Consider the following 21,091-nt stretch of genomic DNA (forward strand, 5'->3'; position numbering starts at 1 on the left):
CTTTAATTTTAAAATGTTGCTGAAATACCTATTGAAATTCTCTTGGTAGATGGTACTGTATTTCTACCTAAACCATTATCATTTTCGGGATCATAATTAATATATTCTGGAAAATTTGGGGCTTTGTACCACAGGTTTCTGCCACTAATTGTAAAATCTAGCGTATTAAATGGTAATTTTTGACCTGCTTTTTTCTTGATAGAGTAATTTAAAGAAACTTCTCTTACACGAAAAACGGATGCATCCCACATACTTAAATCATTGGCATTGTAGTAATTAGAAAATACTGTTCTTAAACCGTTTAATTGAATCGTGTTTGGTATTTGGTTTCCACTGGCATCTAATAAGGGTTTACCAGTCTCATCATCAGCTAAAAAACCTGGAATCACAAAAGAGCCTTCTCTATTTTCTGTATCTCTAGTTACACCTCTTTCTAACATATCTTCTACAGAGCGAGAAGATATATCGCCTCCGTGTCTATATTCTAATTGAGCAGACAAGGTAAAACCTTTGTAACTTATAGTATTGATATTGGTTAACCTCCAATCTGGATTTGGATCTCCAATTACTTTATTCACTAAACCAATGTCTGAACTTGTAATTACTTCTCCTACTTTTGAGCTAGAACCATTACCACTAATTAATAAATTGCCATTAGCATCTCTTAAAGCATAATCTCCTACAATAGCATTTAATGGCTGTCCTTCTACTGCCCATCTATCAGAAATTAAATTAATAGGCGAACCAATTGGAGTTGTTTTTACGACTAAAGATTCATCTGCGGTAAAAATATTTCTAAAATTCCATTTAAAATCATCGTTTTTAACAACATCTATTCCTAAATCAATTTCTATACCTTCATTATCTATTCTACCTAAGTTAATTACTTGAATGTTATAGCCAGTCTCTAAAGCTAATGGCGCTTCTACGATTTGATTCTCAGAAATTCTTCTATAAACAGAAGTTTCTAGTGTAACTCTATTTTTAAATAGTTTTGATTCGATACCAAACTCTATTTCTTTATGTAATTCTGGTTTTAAATCAGGATTTCCTAATCGTGTTCCAAACCTGTTGGTTACTGGTAAAACTCCTTCTCTAGTAGCAAATCTATTTGCATCTATAATTAACACATCTCTTGTTCTGTAAGCCTCTGGAAAACCTGAAGATGTAGCATAAGCACCTCTTAGTTTTAAATATCTAACAAAACTATCGCTACCAAAATCAAATGCTGAAGTGGGTATAAATGAAATAGCTGCTCCAGGATAAAATAAAGAAATATTATCTCTTTCTACAGTGCTACTCCAATCATTTCTTCCAGAAAGTGTTGCATATAAATAGTTTTTGTAAGCAAATTGAAATTGCCCAAAAACTCCCGCTATATTTTCATCAGAAGATCTATAATCAGATTCTGAGGTACTAAAATTATCTGGTCTTAAAAAACCATAATCAAATTGCCCTTGAGAATCAGAAGAAATACGTCTTCCTTTAGTAATTTTTGAATTGGCACCCAATTGAGCCTCAAGGGTTATATCTTTTGTTAAATTCTTATTGTAATTAAACATTACTGTTTGGTCTACAATTGTTTCTTTAATGTAATCTAAGTTTAAATATCCGTCTTGAAATGCTCTATCTATACTTCTACTACCACCAAATCCTCCTTTATTAGAGAAATCGAAATTGTCTCTTTGCTCATTATCATAACCCACTCTATAACTTACACCAAAATTATTATTAAATTGATAGTTGGCATTTACAGTTCCAAAAACACGAGCAACATCATCTCTTACACCAGAATTGTTAAGCACCCATAAAGGATTGGTGTCATTTCTATAATATACAGATGCTCCTGTTAACGGATTTTGATATGGTAACTCTGTTAAATCTATATTTCTTGGTAAATAAAAGGTACGTCTAAATACCTCTTGAGATTGAATACGGTTAGTTTTTCTTGTCGAAAAATTAAGGGTAGCTGCTAAATTAAATTTATCTGTAATTTGCGCATTACCGCCAATACCAATATTAAAACGCTTTAAATCGTTATTGGCAATAATTCCTGTTTCTCTTGTATAACCTGCAGACAAATTAAATGCTACTTTTTCTTTTGATGTAGAGATAGAAAGCGAATGTATAGTACCAATACCTGTTCTAAAAATATTTCTTACATTATTAGGTTTTGCTTCATAAGGCACCATTTCTCCTGCATATTCTGGAAAAATATTTGATAAACCTGCGTAAGGATGTGCTACTTCATTTATACTGCTGAATGAAGGTCCCCAAACCGATAAAAAGTTAGGTATATAACTACCTTCTTGACCTTGCCCATATGTATTTTGAAACTCAGGCAATTGAGAAACAGAATTTACATACGATGTTGTAGAAAACGTGGCCGTTGTTTTTGCTTTTCCTAATGCAGCATTTCCACTTTTGGTTTGTATTAAAATTACCCCATTTCTTCCTTCAGATCCGTATAAAACTGCGGCATTAAAACCTTTAAGTACACTCATAGATGCAATATCATTAGAATCGATGTCTCTTAATAAACCATTAAATGGCACATTGTTAACCACTATTAACGGGCTGTTAGAACCTGTAAGCGAAATACTACCTCTAATTCTTATTGGTGATGAAGAACCTGTTTGCCCATTTGCTGCACCAATAGTAACTCCAGCTATTTTACCTTGTAAAGCTCTGGCAACATCTGCTTCTGGTCTTTTGCCAATTTCTTTAGAATCTAATTTTGTAATGGCATACCCTAACGCTTTTTTAGACTTTTTAATACCTTGCGCAGTTACAACAACTTCTTCTAAACTCTCAGAATCTTCTTCTAGGACAACATTCATTTTTGTTAAACCAGATGTTGAAACTTCCTTTAGTTTATATCCTAAATATCTAAATACCAAAACAGCTTGATTACTGCTAACTTTTATACGAAAGTTACCATCAAAATCTGTCTCTACTCCGTTTTTTGTACCTTTTTCTTGAACAGAAACACTTGGCAAAGGGCCAGTAGCATCACTAACAATACCAGTTACTGTTTTTTGTGCCATTATACTACTTGAAAATAGTAAAACGCAAACACATAAAAATAGCTTTCTAATCATATTTGTTTGTTTTAGTTAATATTTGATTGAATTTAAATTTGTACTTATTAATATTTTCATCATTTCTTCAGCAGTAACTTTTCCTACCAATTTAATTTTATCTCTTGATGTGGCATCTCCTATCTCGTAAGTAATACCTACTGCATTTTGACCATACAAAAACCAACCTTTTGACACAGGTTTTGTACTGTTACCAACTGCTTCATTTACTTTATATTTAGGAATATTTGCTTCTATAGCTGTAAACCAATCGTCTATAAAATTAGGTAGTGTTGTACTTTTTCTAATTTTATTTGTGTAAAAAACATCTTTATAGGTGGAATGAAAATCAAGCCCTAAAACTATTTTTCCTTTATCTTTTTTACTAGTTTTTGTAATAAATTTTACTATTTGCCTAATTTCTGGTTGATGGTATTTAGACCAATCTCTATTGGTATCTACCCCATTTGCATTGTGCCTCCAATGCCCTAAATCTACCCCATCTGGATTTACAATAGGAAATGCTAAAATTCTATATTTGTTTAAGAAATTAGTAGTTAAATCATTTTCGTCTAAAATAGTTTTTAAAAACTCTTGAAAAGCAAAAAAACCAGTAACTTCAGGTGGGTGTTGTCTAGTTAATAACACAACTATAGGTTTCTGATTCTTATCTCCTTTATAAATATCTAAAACTGGTAAATTTCTACCTAATTTAGATTTACCAACACTTTTTAAGTGGATAAAAGGTTTATTTTTAATAATTTTTTTGTACCATTTTTCTGTATCTTTTGAGGTTACAATTTCTTGTGCGGAAACCCAAGTTGTGTCTTTTGAAATATTTAATTTAATGGAAACATTTTTATTATTTTTATAAATATTATTAGAATCTAATGGAAACCAACTTGTATTAAAATGTTTTATTTTTGGTATATACCTATGTTTAAAACCTTCTGGATACTCAAATTGAATATAAATTGATTTTGATTCTCTAGACCATATTTTAAATGAATAATAGGCACTATTATTAATTGGTGTGTTTTCTGGTCTTATATATGCTTTTACTGTGCTATCATTTACTTTTTCAAAATTATTTAACCTTGCACCATCAAATTTGTTTGATGCAAAAACACCCATTTTTTTTATTGAAAAGATGACTTTTTTTTGAACTTGAACAATTTTATTTGTAGTATCAATAGGAGTTTTAAAATCTACTTCTTTTAATGAAGAGCAACCAAAACTTAGCAGGATTATGAATAAAAAGGTTAATTTTTTCATCAAATTGTATGTGGTATTGTTAAAATTTTAATAAAACTATGAAAGATACTTTTATAAAAAGCATACCAATTAAGTAATTTAAAACAAACCAATTTGTAAAATTTAAAACTACATCGTTCATTTAATAGATAGTTTTAGTTTCTTTTTTTTATTGGTAATTCGTCTAAAGCATGGAGTTTAATCAACTAAAAACAGTAAGTATTCCTATCAATTTTCTTTCTACTTTTTGTTTTTAATCTTCTTGTGGCTTTGCCAAATGTAAGCAATACTATGGTTTGTTGTATTACAGTTTCTTCTCAGAGTATTTTATCTGATAAAAAGCTTTATTAACATTTTTTATAATAAATTATGATATACTAAATCTAAAAAATACTATCTTAGTATACCAATTTTAAAAAAATAACCCAACCAATTTTGACTTACAACATTATATCTCATCTTTTAAAAAAAAATAATTATGAAAATAACGCATCTACAAATATTATTTATAAAAATATTTTTGACAAAATTAAAAACGCTATAATTAATGGTTTAATACCTTATAGCACAAAATTACCATCGACTAGGAAATTAGCAAAAGATTTAAATGTTTCTAGAAGCACCATAATAAAAGTATATGATTTATTAACCTTTGAAAGGTTTATAGTTTCCAAAAAAGGATCAGGATATTTAGTTTCTTATAAACAAAAAGCAACAGAAAAAAAGGAAAAAAAACTTACACTTAAAAAATACCCTAAAATCTCTAAAAAAGCAAAACTATTTCAAAAATATCGTTATTTAACTACAGATAATTTTACAAAAAATAATGTTGCTTTTAGACCAGGTTTACCTCCTTTAGATATTTTTCCTATTAAAATTTGGAAAAATTTATCTAATAAATACTGGAAAGAAGCTACACCAACAAATTTATCTTACGCACCTTCTGAAGGTTTAGAAAGTTTAAGAATAAATATTTCAAATTATTTAAAAATATATAGAAATATAGATTGCGATTATTCTCAAATAATTATTGCTTCGGGTTCTTTACACGCATTGTATTTAATAGGTAATTCTTTAATTAATAAAAATGATAAAGTTATTATGGAAAACCCTACTTTTCCTAGAGCATATAACCTTTTTAAAAGTCTTTCAGCCAATGTAATTCCTTGTAATGTAGATAATAATGGAATAAAAATTAACTCCATAAAAGAAGGTTCTAAAACAAAACTTATTTACACAACGCCATCAAATCAATATCCTTTAGGTATTAAAATGAGTAAAAGTAGAAGGTTAGAATTATTAGAATGGGCTTCAAAAAACAACGCTTTAATTATAGAAGATGATTATGATTATGAGTTTAGCAATTGGGAAAATCCTACCCCATCAATTTACAGTTTAGATAAAGAAGAAAGAGTAATTTATCAAGGAACTTTTAATAAACTATTATATCCATCTTTAAGAATTGGCTATATGATTGTTCCAAAATATCTTATAAAACCCATAAAATCGATTTACGAACAATCTAGTAGATTTGTACCTGTATCTACCCAATATATACTTAACAATTTTATTACAAGTGGGCAATTAAATAAGCATATTAGAAATGTAATAGAAACATCTAAAGAACGAAAAAAACTTTTTACACATCAAACCAAAGAGGTGTTTTCTTTTTCTAAACACAATACTGGGCTTCATATTATTGGCAAATTAAACAATAATATTGATGATAAATCCATAGCTAAAAAACTTTTAAAAAATAATGTTATTACCTATCCTTTAAGCAATTATTATATTAATAAGGTAAATGAAAAAGGTTTAGTTATGGGATATTCTTCTGTAAATAACAAAGTGATGAAAGAAAAAACAGAGGTAATAAACTCATTACTTTCAATTTAAGTAAGAAAAAATATTATATGTGACTTTATTTGTATATTGTGTCATAAATTTTAGAAAACATATATTAATTATTAAAAAATAAAAATGGCAGGAATTTTAGATTTATTAAACAGTGATTTAGGTAAACAAATAATATCTGGTGTTGCTGGTTCAACAGGTAATGACTCAAATAAAACTAGCAGTGTTTTATCTATGGCTTTACCCGTTTTAATGAAAGCGATGGAACGTAATGCTTCTACACCACAAGGTGCACAAGGATTAATGGGAGCTTTAGAAAAAAAACACGATGGAAGTATTTTAGATAACCTAGGTGATTTATTTGGTGGAGGAGTTGATGAAAGTGTAAAACAAGATGGAGCTGGAATTTTGGGTCATATTTTAGGAAATAAACAACAAGGAGTTGAGCAAGTTATTGGTCAAAAATCTGGTTTAGATGCTGGCTCTGTTGCCAATATTTTAAAAGTAGCAGCACCTATTTTAATGGGAATTTTAGGAAAACAAAAACAACAACAAAACGTTAGTAACTCAGGAGATTTATCTGGTTTATTAGGTGGTTTATTGGGTGGTAATGAAACTAAAAACGAACAAAGTTTTTTAGAAAAAATATTAGATGCTGATGGTGATGGAAGCGTTATTGATGATGTAGCTGGTATGGTTTTAGGCGGTAATAAAAAATCTGGCGGACTTGGTGGTTTGCTAGGTGGTCTTTTTGGAAAATAAAAACTCTTGTAGTTTAAATAATAAAAAGAGGCTGTCTGAAAAGTTGAAATTTATATCATTCTGAGTTTGTCAAAGAATCTTTATTATTGATAATCAATTAATTAGATTTCTACATTACAGTCGAAATGACAGCGAAATTTACTTTTCAGACAGCCTCTTTTTGTTTAAAGAATTTTACTTTTATAACAAGATTTATAGATATCTTCATATACAGGTAAAATATTTTCTAGCGAAAACTTTTTAGTATGCTCTCTTGCATTTTGCTTAAAAGTTTCTAATATTTTATCATCTTTTAAAATAGAAATTGCATTTTTTGCCATATCATCAACATCACCTAAATCACTTAAATAACCAGTAACTCCATGAATATTTACTTCTGGCAATCCACCTGTATTTGTAGATATTACAGCAGTTTTAGCAGCCATAGCTTCTAAAGCTGCAAGTCCAAAACTTTCTGTTTGCGATGGTAATAAAAATACATCAGAATAACATAATATCTTAGAAACTTCAGAACTGTTTCCTAAAAAAAGAACCTCGTCAGAAATTTTTAATTTATTTACTAGATTTTCAACTTTTACTCTTTCTGGTCCTTCGCCTATTAATAATAATTTTGAAGGAATTTCCTTTTGTACTTCATAAAAAACTTTAACTACATCTTCAACTCTTTTAACGGGCCTAAAATTACTAATATGTGTTAAAATACGTTCATAAGGCTTTGCTATTGCAATTCTATTACATTTTTGTTGATGAACTTTATCATACTTTTCTGTATCAATAAAATTATAAATTACCTGAATATCTTTTTTAATATTAAAAAGTCTATTAGTGGTTTCTTTTAAATCGTTAGAAACAGCTGTTACCACATCAGAATTATTAATGCTAAATTCTACTGCTGTTTTGTATGTTGGATGACTACCAACCAAAGTAATATCTGTTCCATGTAATGTAGTTACAACTTTTACAGAAATCCCTTTTTCTTTTAGCATTTGTTTAGCCATAAATGCAGCATAAGCGTGTGGAATTGCGTAATGAACATGTAAAACTTCTAGTTTATGTTTTTCAATTATTTCAACCATTTTACTAGACAACGCTAACTCATAAGGTTGATACTGAAATAACGGATATTCTTCTAAAAGTACTTGATGAAAATGTAAATGATGCGAAATAAAATCTAAACGAACTGGTTGATTGTAAGTGATAAAATGTACTTCATGCCCTTTATCTGCCAATGCCATACCCAATTCTGTAGCTACTACTCCACTTCCTCCAAATGTTGGATAACAAACAATTCCTATTCTCATATTTAATATTGAAAGATTGAAAAAATCAAAAACTCAATATTAAAAACTGAATCTTTGATAATAATTTATTAGTTGTAAAGATAAAAGTATTCTTACATTTTAATTCTAAATAAAAGCATAAAAAAAGAGTTTTTCAATTTAAATTGAAAAACTCTTTCTATTGAAAAATTAAAAAATTTAAGAATTAGAATCATTTTATTCTTAAATTTTTTAATCCTTTAATCTTTAAATAACAACACTAATAATCTCCTAAAGTTTCTGGGTTTTGAGCTAGCGCATTTTCTAATTGTTCGTCATTAGGTGCTTTTCCATGCCAAGCATGTGTGTGCATCATAAAATCTACTCCATTTCCCATTTCTGTATATAATAAAATACAAACTGGTTTTCCTTTACCTGTTAATGATTTTGCTTTGGCTAAACCTGCTAAAATTGCTTCTATATCATTTCCTTTTTTTACTTCTAAAACCGCCCAACCAAAAGCTTCAAATTTTTCTTTAATATTTCCCATTGATAAAACATCATCTGTAGCTCCATCAATTTGTTTACCATTTAAATCTACAGTTGCAATTAAATTATCAACTTTTTTTGCTGATGCATACATAATTGCTTCCCAGTTCTGACCCTCTTGCAATTCACCATCACCATGTAAAGAATATACTAATTTATCATCGCCATTTAACTTTTTTGCTTGTGCAGCACCTAAAGCCACAGACATTCCTTGCCCTAAAGAACCAGAAGCAATTCTAACACCTGGCAAACCTTCATGGGTGGTTGGATGTCCTTGCAAACGTGTATCTAACAATCTAAAAGTTGCTAATTCTTCTACAGGAAAAAATCCGCTATGTGCCAAAACACTATAATAAACAGGAGAAATATGTCCGTTAGAAAGAAAGAATAAATCTTCATTTTTACCATCCATCGTAAAATCTGTAGCATAGTCCATTACTTTTTGATACAAGCAAGTAAAAAACTCTGCACACCCCAAGGAACCTCCTGGGTGACCCGAATTAACTTTATGAACCATTCGTAAAATATCTCTACGAACTTGTTGCGTAAAATCTTGTAATTGTTGTGTTGTTGGCATTTTATAATTTTGTTTTAATGTTGGCAAAAATACAAAAGAGATTGAATTTGATTGATGATTATTAATTATTTATTTTATAATTATTAACACTTTATTTAAGCTTAAATGTCATTTCGACCTTGTGGAGAAATCTAAATTGGAGAGAATGATTTCTCAACTTCGTTTATCTTCGTTTGAAATGACAAAATTTAAATCACGTTTTTTGTTTCTTTTTCTTTGCTGCAGGAAACAATACATTGTTTAAAATTAAACGATAACCTGGTGATGTTGGGTGCAAATCTAGCTCCGTTTTAGGATCTCCTACTCTATGCGAATAATCTTCAGGATCATGACCTCCATAAAAAGTAAACATTCCTTTGCCTTTGGTGCCGTGAATGTATCTTGCTTCTCTATTGGTTTTATTTTCTCCTAAAACCAACACATTACTTTTTACGGTATTTCTATCGAAAGAAGTAGTTTGTCCCATAAAACCTTTTACTAAAATGGTGTGATTTTGTGTTAACATTGTTGGCACAGGATCCCATTTTGCAGAAAATTCTACCAAAGAAAAATAATCGGATGTTTTTGGTATTCTACGTTTACTGGTCATATCAATAGAAGAAAACTCGTATGTTGTTGGATTCCGAATTAACTGAAAATCTTTAAACGCAAAGGTTTTATGATAATTTATTTTAGATTGATAATTAGATTCTGATGCATCTCCGTCAAACATTGCCTCTACAATATCTACTCCTTCTGCAGAAAGCGCAATATCAAAACTATCTGTGGCAGAACACATGGCAAACATAAATCCGCCACCAATTACATAATCTCTAATTTTTTTGGCAACAGCTAATTTTTCTTCAGAAACTTTTGTAAAACCCAATTCTTTGGCTTGTTTTTCTGCATTTTTTTTTCCTTTAATATACCAAGGTGCCGTTCTAAATGCGCCATAAAATCGACCATACTGACCCGTAAAATCTTCATGATGCAAATGCAACCATTCATACAAAAGCAACTTGTCTTCTAAAACTTCTTTATCATAAATAACATCAAAAGGAATTTCTGCATACGTTAAAACCATTGTTACAGCATCATCCCAAGGCATTTTGTCTTTAGGTGAATACACTGCAATTTTTGGTGCTTTCTCTAAAGTTACTGCTTCTTGATTTGATGATGGTGATGAGATTTCTTGTAAAATCAATTGAGATTTAGCATCAGAAATTACTTGATATGATACCCCTCTAATTTTACATTCGTTTTCTACAATTTTGTTGTTTTCTATGAGAAATGCACCTCCATCATAATTTAACAACCATTTTGATTTTAAACCTGCTTCTAAAGAAAAATAGACAATTCCGTAAGCTTTTAAATGATTTTTCTGATTGTTATGACTCATAGGCACATAAATAAATGATGCCCAAGTTGATGTTGAGAGGAATAGAAATGATAATACTATAAGAAGTTTTTTCATATTAGAAATAAAAATACACAATTACTTTGAAGCAATTGTGCATTTTAAAAATTTTAATTTTTGTTTAAGATTTAAACTTCGGAATTGAATGTAATTTCTGTAAATTCAACTTCAATATTGTAAATATTTATTTCTTCTTTCATAATCTATTGTTTTTAAAATGGAACATCATCATCACCAAAAGCATCTTTAGGTTCAATTCTTTGGTCAGGAAAAACATCATCTGGGAAATTAGCATTCATAGAAGACTGGAATTCAGAGCTAAAACCTTCTTCTAAATCTGAGAATTTTGCTAAATGACCTGTAAATTTTAAACGAATATTGTCCAATCCACCATTTCTGTGTTTTGCCACAATAAATTCTCCTTGTCCTTCACAAGGCGTATGCTCGTCATCATCCCATTCTGTCATTCCATAATATTCTGGTCTAAAAATAAAACTTACAATATCTGCATCTTGCTCAATGGCACCAGATTCACGTAAATCAGATAATAATGGTCTTTTGCTTCCTCCACGTGTTTCTACTGCACGCGATAATTGAGAAAGTGCAATTACAGGTACAGACAATTCTTTGGCTAAGGCTTTTAAGTTTCTAGAAATGGTAGAAATTTCTTGCTCACGATTTCCACCACCTTTTCCATTTCCTCCTGCTGTCATCAACTGTAAATAATCAATTATAATAATTCTTACATTGTGTTGAGATACCAATCTTCGTGCTTTTGCACGTAAATCGAAAATTGAAAGTGAGGGTGTGTCATCAATAAAAATTGGCGCATCTGACAGCTTTTTAACTTTTACATTTAATTGCTCCCATTCATGTGCTTCTAAATTTCCTTTTCTTAGTTTTTCTGATGTCAATCCTGTTTCCGAAGAAATCATACGTGTAATTAACTGTACTGAAGACATCTCTAAAGAAAATACAGCTACTGCATGATTAAAATCGATAGCCATATTTTTTGCCATCGAAATTACAAAGGCAGTTTTTCCCATACCAGGACGTGCTGCAATAATAATTAAATCTGAGGGTTGCCAGCCAGATGTAAGTGCATCTAATTTAGTAAAACCTGTTGCCAAACCAGACATACCTTCTTGATTTCCAATTTCTTGAATCTTTTTTAAAGCTTGTTTTACAAGCGATCCGGCGTCTTCTGAACTCTTTTTTAAGTTCCCTTGCGTAACTTCAAACAACTTTGCCTCTGCATCATCTAACAAGTCGAAAACATCTGTAGTTTCATCGTAAGAACTTTCTATAATTTCACTAGAAATTGTAATTAATTTACGTTGAATGTATTTTTGAAGTATGATTCTTGCGTGAAACTCAATATGGGCAGAAGATGCCACTTTTTGCGTTAAACGAATTAGAAAAAAATCGCCACCAATCATTTCTAATTTTTCGTTCTTTTTTAACAAATTAGAAACGGTTAATATGTCTATGGGTTGTGAATTTTGAAATAATTCATAGATAGCAGCATATATTTCTTGATGCTTTACATCGTAAAAAGCTTCTGAATGTAAAATATCAATTACATCGTCAATTCCTTTTTTATCAATCATCATTGCACCTAAAACAGCTTCTTCTAATTCTACTGCCTGTGGTGGAATTTTACCTTTTTCGAGGCTAATAATTCTTGATTTATCAACTTTTTTTCCTGCTATCGTATTTGTTTTTTCCATTGTCACAAATGTAATTTTTTAGGTTGAAAATGCTTTCTAAAAATTAACTTTTATTTGTACACAATTATTGTAAACTAAATTGTTATTATCTTGTTAATAACCAAGCAACTTTTAAAATGATTCCTTATTTTTACGAACAAAGTTCGATTTTTTACTAAAAGTAATTTAATCAATTTTTAATAAAGATAATCACAAAATTTAAATTAATTCAGTTTCTTGAAATTTAACAAAAAGCATACAATTTTAGCTTTATTACTACCCGTTCAGATGCTTATAATGAAATTGGTAGAGAAGCATCCTAAATTTATAGAAAGCTATTATTCTAATGGTGTTTATCCTTACATATCATCCTTTTTTAGAATTCTTTTTGGCTGGATTCCTTTTTCTATTGGCGATATTTTATTAGGTTTTGGGTTGTTCTTTTTTCTTCGTTTTTTATATAGATTGATAAAAACGAGGTTCAAAAATTTTATTCCAAAAATTATTCATTTAGTGGCAGTTTTTTCGGTGGTTTATTTTTGTTTTTATCTTTTCTGGGGATTAAATTATTACAGAGAACCTTTGGCTAAAAATTTAGGTTATCAACAAAAAAAATATACCACAGAACAGCTTACTAAAGTTACAAAACATATTATTTATCAGCTTAATTTTTATCAACTTAAAATTACCAAAAACGATTCAATAAAAATCATAAATCCTTACTCTGAAAAAGAAATGTACAAAATGGCAATTGCTGGATACAATGATTTATCTAAAGATTTTCCACAGTTAAAATACAAACATTTTTCTGTAAAAAGTTCTTTAATGAGTTTGCTGCAATCTTACAATGGCACCTCAGGATATTTAAATCCGTTAACAGGTGAAGCTCAAGTAAATGATAGAATTCCTAAAACAAGTTACCCAACTACAACTTGCCATGAAATGGCGCATCAAATTGGTTTTGCTGCCGAAAATGAAGCCAATTTTGTGGGATTTTTAGCGGCTAATTATCATACAGATATTTACTTTAAATATGCAAGTTATAGAATGGCTTTTGGTTATTGTATTTCTGAAATTAGAAAACGAGATAAAGAATTATCTAAAAAACTTTGGAAAACGGTTAACAAAGGAATCATTAAAGATTTTAATGCTAGTTATCAATTTTGGCAAGCCTATAAAAATCCTTTTGAACCAATTATAAAAAAAGGGTATAATGCTTATTTAAAAGCCAATAAACAAGATAAAGGCGTAAAGTCTTATAATTACGTTGTTGATTTGTTGATTTCTTATTTCGAAGCTTCTACCAACCTCTAGTTTCCTTAAAATTTTGTTAAATTGATTCATTTTTAACATTTTCCAAAAATGGTATCAATAAATTTATTGTCAATTCAAATAATTCAAACTTTATGAAAAAACTTTTTCTATTACTCTTTTTCTTGTCAATTACTACAATACAAGCTCAAGAGTATTTCCCTACAGACAGTGGGGTTAAAATTACAAAAAACACCCTAGTTGCATTTACAAATGCTACTATCTATGTAACACCTGAAAAGGTGATTAAAAAAGGAACACTTCTTATTAAAGATGGAAAAGTTATAAATGTTGGTAGATCTGTAAAAATTCCTAAAGGAGCTAAAATTGTGAATGTTTCTGGGAAAAATATTTATCCTTCTTTTATTGATATTTATTCAGATTTTGGAATAAAAAAACCTAAAAGAAAAAGCGGTGGTGGTTTTGGAGGAACTCAATATGCTACAGAACGTCAAGGTTATTATTGGAACGACCATATTAGACCAGAAACAAATCCTACAAACGAATTTAAATTTGATGCTGGCAAAGCCAAAGGCTTTTTAAAGGCGGGTTTTGGTGTTGTAAATACACATTTACACGATGGAATTATTCGTGGTAATGGTTTATTAATTGCGTTAAACCCAAATTCTACAAATTCTTACAGAATTATTGATGATAAATCTGCACAATATTTATCATTTACCAAAAGCAATAAATCTAAGCAATTGTATCCTGGATCTAGAATGGGTGCTATGGCTTTAATTCGTCAGACATATAATGACGCAGATTGGTATGCAGCTGGTAAAATAAAAAATAAAGACTTAGCTTTAGAAGCTTTAAATAGAAATAAAAACTTAGTACAAATCTTTGAAACGAGCAATAATTTAGACGCTTTAAGAGCTGATAAAGTTGGCGATGAATTTGGTATTCAATACACCATTGTTGGTTCTGGAGAAGAATATGAAAGAATTAACGATATAAAGTCTACAAATGCAAACTTCATTATTCCAATTAATTTTAAAATGGCTTACGATGTTTCTAATCCGTTATTAACAAAACATATTTCTTTAAGAGATATGCGTAAATGGAATCAAGATCCATCAAATTTAAGCGTGCTTTCTAAAAACGATGTCAATTTTGCTTTAACAACGTATAAATTAAAATCCATAAGTTCTTTTCATAAAAACTTACAAAAAGCTATTAAATATGGTTTTGATAAACAGAAAGCTTTAGCAGCTTTAACAACAGTGCCAGCTAATATACTTGGTAATAATAACATTGGTAATTTAAATGTTGGTAGCTATGCTAACTTTATTATTACTTCTGGTGATGTTTTTGATGCCAATACAACAATTTATGAAAATTGGGTACAAGGAAATAGAAATGTTATAAATAATATGAATATTGCTGATATTACTGGCAATTATAACTTATCTGTAAACAATAAGAATTATACTTTAACAGTTGAAGGCAAAGGTGCTAAACAGACTGGTAATATTAAGTTGGGTGATAAAAAAGTAAAATCAAAATTTGCTTTTAAAAACAATTGGGTTTCAATTACACTAAATGATAACGGAACTTATACAAGAATTTTAGGTAAAGTTGATGCTAACTCAAATGCAATTAACGGACAAGCTTTTGATAGCCAAGGAAATGAATCTTCTTTTACAGCCATTAAACAAACCGCAAAAAAAACCAAAAAGAAAAACAAGAAAAAAGTAGAGGATAAAGCAGTAACTCTTCTACCAGTAAGTTATCCAAACATTGGTTTTGGTAATTATACACAACCTAAAACAGAAACTCTTTTAATAAAGAATGTAACTGTTTGGACTAGCGAAGATGCTGGCATTTTAGAAAATACAGATGTACTTTTAAAAAATGGAAAAATTTCTAAAATAGGCAAAAACCTTAAAGCTAGAGGTGCTAAAGAAATTGATGGAACAGGCAAACATTTAACTGCAGGTATTGTAGATGAACATACACATATTGCAGCTTCTGCCGTTAATGAATGGGCGCAAAATTCATCTGCAGAAGTAACTATAGAAGATGTTGTAAATCCTAATGATATCAACATATACAGAAATCTTTCTGGAGGAACAACCTCTGCACAAATTTTACACGGTTCTGCAAATCCTATAGGAGGTCGTTCTGCAATTGTTAAACTTAAATGGGGAGAAAATGCAGAAAATATGATTTACAATAATACACCTAAATTCATCAAGTTTGCATTGGGCGAAAATGTAAAACAATCTCGTAGTCCAAACGGAACACGTTTTCCACAAACAAGAATGGGAGTTGAACAAATGTTTACAGATTATTTTACTAGAGCACAAGAATACGAAGCTAAAAAGAAAAGCGGTAAACCTTACAGGAAAGATGCAGAAATGGAGACATTAGTAGAAATTTTAAACGGAGAACGTTTTATTTCTTGTCACTCTTATGTACAATCTGAAATTAATATGTTAATGAAAGTTGCAGAAAAATTTAACTTTAGAATAAACACTTTTACACATATTTTAGAAGGATATAAAGTTGCTGATAAAATGGTAAAACACGGAGTTGGTGGATCCACTTTTTCAGATTGGTGGGCTTACAAATATGAAGTAAATGATGCCATTCCTTTTAATGCTGCTATTATGCATAATGCAGGAGTTCTTGTAGCAATAAATTCTGATGATAGAGAAATGTCTAGACGTTTAAATCAAGAAGCTGCAAAAACAGTAAAATATGGAGGGATGTCTGAATTAGAAGCTTGGAAAATGGTCACTATTAATCCTGCAAAATTATTGCATATAGACGATAGAGTTGGCAGTATAAAAGTTGGTAAAGACGCAGATGTTGTGCTTTGGAGCCATCACCCTATGTCTATTTATGCCAAAGTAGAAAAAACAATTATAGAAGGTAAAGTATATTTTGATAGAACTTTAGATGCTAAAAAACGATTGGCAATCAAAGAAGAAAAAAGTAGGTTAATTAATATGATGCTAAAAGAAAAAATGAGCGGAGGAAAAACACAAGTACCTATGAAGCGAAAAGACAGAAACTTTGAATGTGATACTTTAGAAGAACTTAAAAACTAAAAATGATGAAAAAAATAATATATAGTTTGCTATTTTTCTTCTTGGCAGGAAACATTGTAGCACAACAAACTCCAGCAAACAAGCAAGCATTAGCAGTTTCTATAGAAGGTGCAACAGCACATTTAGGAAATGGAAAAGTGATAGAGAATTCTTTAATCATATTTGCTGATGGAAAAATTACTTTTGTAGGTTCTGCTTTGGCAAAAATTGCTAGGCAAGGAACAATTATCAACGCAAAAGGAAAACACGTTTATCCAGGTTTTATAGCGGCAAATGCTTCTTTGGGTTTGGCAGAAATTGATGCTGTAAAAGCCACAAGAGATTTTCAAGAAGTGGGCATTTATAATCCACATATTAGAAGTTTAATAGCATACAATGCAGAAAGTAAAGTAGTAGAATCTATGAGACCTAATGGCGTTTTAATGGCACAAATTACGCCAAGAGGTGGTACTTTTTCAGGAACTTCATCAGTTGTACAATTAGATGCCTGGAATTGGGAAGATGCAGCTATAAAAGTAGATGATGCTATTCACGTTAATTGGCCAAGTAGTTTTACAAAAGGAAAATGGTGGTTAGGAGAAGATCCTGCTTTAAAACCAGACAAAAAATACGCAAGCAAAGTAGAGAAAATTAAAAACTACATTAAAGAAGCTAAAAACTATTTAGCAAGTAATAAAGCAATTAAAAACTTACCTTTTGAAGCTTTAAAAGGTTTATTCAATGGCTCTCAGAAACTATATTTACACGCAAATGGACAAAGAGAAATTACAGATGCAATTACCATCTGTAAAAATCTTGGAATTAATAATCTTGTAATTGTACATGGTGCCGAAGCCGAAAGTATTGCAGATTTATTAGTAAAAAATAATGTTCCTGTTATTTTAGAAAGACCTCATAGAAATCCTGACAGCGAAGACACAGCTTATGATTATACTTATACCATAGCAAAAACCTTAACCGATAAAGGTATTTTAGTTAGTTTAGGTATGGAAGGACAAATGGAAAGAATGAACACTAGAAATTTACCTTTTTATGCGGGTACTTTTGCTGCTCACGGACTTGACAAAGAAGTAGCTTTACAGCTAATTACCCTAAATACAGCAAAAATTCTCGGTATTGACTCTTTTACAGGCTCATTAGAAGTTGGTAAAGATGCTACTTTATTTATATCAGAAGGCGATGCTCTAGATATGAGAACAAATATTTTGAGTGATGCTTTTATACAAGGACGAAATATAAGCCTAGAAAGCCACCAAACAAAACTTTGGAAACGCTATTCTAACAAATACAAAACAAAATAACTATAAAAAGGCTCGCAATTGCGAGCCTTTTTAATCAAAAACAGTTAACAAACAAACAGATATTACTTTTCTCTTTTTCTTTTTCTCAACATTTTATAAATTCAAATAAAAAAGTCTTATTGTTTGTCATACAAATATTGTTTTTATTTAAACATTTTTCAATACCTACAATTAGGTATATTTGCTTTTTATGAAAGAAATAAGCAGTATTCAAAATCCATTTATTAAAAACTTGTTAAAATTACAAGAGAAATCTCGCGAACGAAAAAAACAAGGTTTGTTTCTTATTGAAGGAAAACGTGAAATTTCTTTAGCAATATTAGCTAATTATGAATTTAAAACAATACTGTTTTATGATGATTTAATTTCAGAAAATGACGTACTTCATTTATTTAATAAAAACATCAATAGAATTTCGATTTCTAAAGAAATATACCAAAAAATAGCGTATAGAAATTCTACTGAAGGAATAATTGCTGTAGCAAAAGCTAAAGATTTATCACTAAAAAATATCAAATTTAAAAATGAGAATCCTTTAATATTAGTTGCAGAAGGACTTGAAAAACCTGGTAATATAGGTGCTTTACTAAGAACTGCTGATGCTGCTAATATAGATGCCTTTTTTATTGCTAATCCAAAAAGTGATATATATAACTCAAATATAATTCGTTCTAGTGTGGGGTGTATATTTACAAATCAAATTGCTATAGATTCATCAGAAGAAATTATCGGTTTTTTAAAAGAAAAAAAGGTAAATATTTTTGCTGCAACATTGCAAAATTCTAACGAGTATCATCAAGAAAATTATAAAAATCCCTCTGCAATAGTGGTAGGTACAGAAGCTACTGGTTTAACAGAATTATGGAAAGAAGCTGCTACTCAAAATATAAACATACCAATGCAAGGAAAAATAGATTCTATGAATGTTTCTGTTGCTGCAGCAATTATTTTGTTTGAAGCTAAAAGACAACGAAAATTAAAAAAATGAAAGTATTAGGAATTGACATTGGAGGAACAGGAATTAAAGCAGCAATTGTAGATACAATTTCTGGTGAGTTTTTAACAGAAAGACGTAGAATTCCTACTCCAAAACCAGCAAACCCAAAAGCAGTTGCTAAAGTTGTAAAAGAATTAGTAAATCAATTTAATTGGCAAGGTCCTGTGGGTTGTTGTTTTCCTACAATTATTGTAAATGGTCAGTGCAAACATACTGGTAATATGCACAAAAGTTGGTTAAATGTAAAAGTTGATGAGCTCTTTAAAAAAGAATGTTCAGAATTAAATTTTTATGTAAGTAATGATGCAGATTTAGCGGGTTTTGCTGAAGTAAGTTTAGGTGCAGGAAAAGATGAAAAAGGAAAAATAATAGTGGTAACTGTTGGCACAGGAATTGGCTCTGGTCTTTTTTATGATGGTGTGTTAATACCTAATGTAGAATTAGGACATATTTATCATCCTAATGGAAATATCATTGAAAAATTTGCTGCAGATTCAATTAGAAAGAAAGAAAATTTAACGCTTAAACAATGGGCAAAAAGGTTAGATTTTTTCTTTAATTATGTAAAAATAGTACACTCGCCAGAATTATACATTTTAGGTGGTGGAATTAGCAAAAAATTCAATAAATATAAAGAACATTTTACGGTTGATGTTCCTATTAAAGTTGCAAAATTTAGAAATAACGCAGGTATTATTGGTGCAGCAATATACGCAAAACAACAACACACAAAATAAATGCAACCAGCTACTTTATTCTATTTAATTATTGCAATTTTAATCATCAATTTTATTGTTGAAAAAGTTTTAGACACCTTAAACGAAAAACATTTTGATGATGAAATTCCAAATAAATTAAAAGATGTTTATGATGAAAAGGAATATAAAAAATCGCAATCCTATAAAAAAACGAGAGCAAGATTCTCTAATATAACTTCTTTATTTACAACTATTTTAACCTTAATTTTCTTTTTTGTTGATGGTTTTAAATATGTAGATAATTTTGCAAGAAGTTATACAGATAATCCAATTTTAGTAGCGCTAATTTTCTTTGGAGTAATTATATTAGCATCAGAAATAATTTCTACACCTCTCTCCTACTACAGTACTTTTGTAATTGAAGAAAAATTTGGTTTTAATAAATCTACCCTAAAAACTTTTTGGTTAGACAAGATTAAAGGATTGTTTATTACCTCTTTATTAGGTGGAGGAATTTTATCACTCATCATCTTATTTTATCAATTAACAGGTAAAAACTTTTGGGTATATGCTTGGATTCTTGTTGCTGCATTCTCTTTGTTTTTTAATATGTTTCACGCAAAATTAATCGTTCCATTATTTAACAAACAGAGTCCTTTAGAAGATGGTGAGTTAAAATCATCTATAGAAAACTACGCAAAAAAAGTTGGTTTTACCATCAATAATATTTTTGTGATTGATGGCTCTAAACGTTCTACAAAAGCGAATGCATATTTTTCAGGATTTGGTTCTCAAAAAAGAATCACGCTTTACGATACGTTAATTAATGATTTAGAAACCGATGAAATTGTAGCCGTTTTAGCACATGAAGTTGGTCATTACAAAAAAAAACATATTATTTTTAATTTAATTTCATCTATATTATTAACAGGATTCACACTTTATATTTTATCATTATTTATTAACTCTCCTTTATTATCAGAAGCTTTAGGAGTTTCTATTCCTAGTTTTCATATCGGTTTAATTGCCTTCGGAATTTTATATTCGCCAATATCTGAAGTTACAGGTTTGTTTATGAATTATATGTCAAGAAAATTTGAATACCAAGCAGATAATTATGCAAAAGAAACTTATATTGCTAAACCTTTAATTACTTCACTTAAAAAGTTATCTAAGAATAGTTTAAGTAATTTAACGCCACATCCTGCTTATGTTTTTATGCATTATTCACATCCAACTTTGTTGGAAAGAATTAAAAATTTAGAATCTTAATTTCTTGTCTGTT

Annotated in this window: 14 protein-coding genes; 8 read left to right on the forward strand and 6 right to left on the reverse strand. The window is 29.7% G+C overall.

Going from position 1 to position 21,091, the window contains the following annotated elements; translation table 11 throughout:
- Positions 1 to 8: 8 nt before the first annotated feature.
- Both ACY2RX_RS02685 and ACY2RX_RS02690 read right to left on the reverse strand, forming a co-directional pair.
- The gene (locus ACY2RX_RS02685) at positions 9 to 3,047 is read right to left on the reverse strand and encodes a SusC/RagA family TonB-linked outer membrane protein (RefSeq protein ID WP_490102408.1); all 3,039 of its coding nucleotides are present in this window, start codon (positions 3,045 to 3,047) and stop codon (positions 9 to 11) included.
- Between the two features lie 69 nt (positions 3,048 to 3,116).
- Positions 3,117 to 4,355, reverse strand: coding sequence for a M14 family metallopeptidase (locus ACY2RX_RS02690; RefSeq protein ID WP_490102409.1), 1,239 nt, complete (start codon positions 4,353 to 4,355; stop codon positions 3,117 to 3,119).
- A gap of 414 nt (positions 4,356 to 4,769) precedes the next feature.
- Here ACY2RX_RS02690 and pdxR point away from each other — a divergent pair, with 414 nt between their 5' ends.
- Both pdxR and ACY2RX_RS02700 read left to right on the forward strand, forming a co-directional pair.
- Entirely contained in the window at positions 4,770 to 6,230 is a 1,461-nt protein-coding gene (gene pdxR, locus ACY2RX_RS02695; RefSeq protein WP_490102410.1) for a MocR-like pyridoxine biosynthesis transcription factor PdxR, read from the forward strand.
- A gap of 84 nt (positions 6,231 to 6,314) precedes the next feature.
- Positions 6,315 to 6,950: a DUF937 domain-containing protein gene (locus ACY2RX_RS02700; RefSeq protein ID WP_490102411.1), complete on the forward strand. Its 636-nt coding sequence runs from the start codon at positions 6,315 to 6,317 to the stop codon at positions 6,948 to 6,950.
- A 164-nt stretch (positions 6,951 to 7,114) separates the two neighbouring features.
- On the opposite strand, the gene bshA is transcribed toward ACY2RX_RS02700, so the two are convergent.
- From bshA to dnaB, 4 genes are all read right to left on the reverse strand, one after another.
- Positions 7,115 to 8,251, reverse strand: coding sequence for an N-acetyl-alpha-D-glucosaminyl L-malate synthase BshA (gene bshA / locus ACY2RX_RS02705; RefSeq protein ID WP_490102412.1), 1,137 nt, complete (start codon positions 8,249 to 8,251; stop codon positions 7,115 to 7,117).
- A 238-nt stretch (positions 8,252 to 8,489) separates the two neighbouring features.
- Positions 8,490 to 9,335, reverse strand: coding sequence for a transketolase (locus tag ACY2RX_RS02710; RefSeq protein WP_490102413.1), 846 nt, complete (start codon positions 9,333 to 9,335; stop codon positions 8,490 to 8,492).
- Between the two features lie 193 nt (positions 9,336 to 9,528).
- Positions 9,529 to 10,713: an asparagine synthetase B gene (locus ACY2RX_RS02715; RefSeq protein ID WP_490102525.1), complete on the reverse strand. Its 1,185-nt coding sequence runs from the start codon at positions 10,711 to 10,713 to the stop codon at positions 9,529 to 9,531.
- A gap of 230 nt (positions 10,714 to 10,943) precedes the next feature.
- Positions 10,944 to 12,461 (reverse strand): replicative DNA helicase, encoded by a 1,518-nt coding sequence (dnaB, locus tag ACY2RX_RS02720; protein ID WP_490102414.1) that lies wholly within the window; start codon positions 12,459 to 12,461, stop codon positions 10,944 to 10,946.
- Between the two features lie 276 nt (positions 12,462 to 12,737).
- Here dnaB and ACY2RX_RS02725 point away from each other — a divergent pair, with 276 nt between their 5' ends.
- The 6 genes from ACY2RX_RS02725 to ACY2RX_RS02750 all read left to right on the forward strand — a co-directional run bounded on the left by ACY2RX_RS02725 (position 12,738) and on the right by ACY2RX_RS02750 (position 21,078).
- Positions 12,738 to 13,754, forward strand: coding sequence for a DUF3810 domain-containing protein (locus ACY2RX_RS02725; RefSeq protein WP_490102415.1), 1,017 nt, complete (start codon positions 12,738 to 12,740; stop codon positions 13,752 to 13,754).
- 92 nt (positions 13,755 to 13,846) lie between these two features.
- Positions 13,847 to 16,810 carry an amidohydrolase family protein gene (locus tag ACY2RX_RS02730; RefSeq protein WP_490102416.1) on the forward strand — a complete coding sequence of 988 codons (2,964 nt, stop codon included), beginning with the start codon at positions 13,847 to 13,849 and terminating at the stop codon, positions 16,808 to 16,810.
- Between the two features lie 5 nt (positions 16,811 to 16,815).
- Positions 16,816 to 18,111 (forward strand): amidohydrolase family protein, encoded by a 1,296-nt coding sequence (locus tag ACY2RX_RS02735; RefSeq protein WP_490102417.1) that lies wholly within the window; start codon positions 16,816 to 16,818, stop codon positions 18,109 to 18,111.
- Positions 18,112 to 18,301: 190 nt separating this feature from the next.
- Positions 18,302 to 19,099, forward strand: coding sequence for a TrmH family RNA methyltransferase (locus ACY2RX_RS02740; RefSeq protein ID WP_490102418.1), 798 nt, complete (start codon positions 18,302 to 18,304; stop codon positions 19,097 to 19,099).
- Complete coding sequence (gene ppgK, locus ACY2RX_RS02745) at positions 19,096 to 19,845, forward strand: polyphosphate--glucose phosphotransferase (RefSeq protein ID WP_490102419.1); 750 nt, start codon at positions 19,096 to 19,098, stop codon at positions 19,843 to 19,845. The genes ACY2RX_RS02740 and ppgK overlap by 4 nt, the downstream gene beginning before the upstream one ends.
- Positions 19,846 to 21,078, forward strand: coding sequence for a M48 family metallopeptidase (locus ACY2RX_RS02750; RefSeq protein WP_490102420.1), 1,233 nt, complete (start codon positions 19,846 to 19,848; stop codon positions 21,076 to 21,078).
- The last annotated feature ends 13 nt before the right edge of the window (positions 21,079 to 21,091 follow it).

The organism is Polaribacter sp. 2405UD43-2, assembly GCF_058147125.1.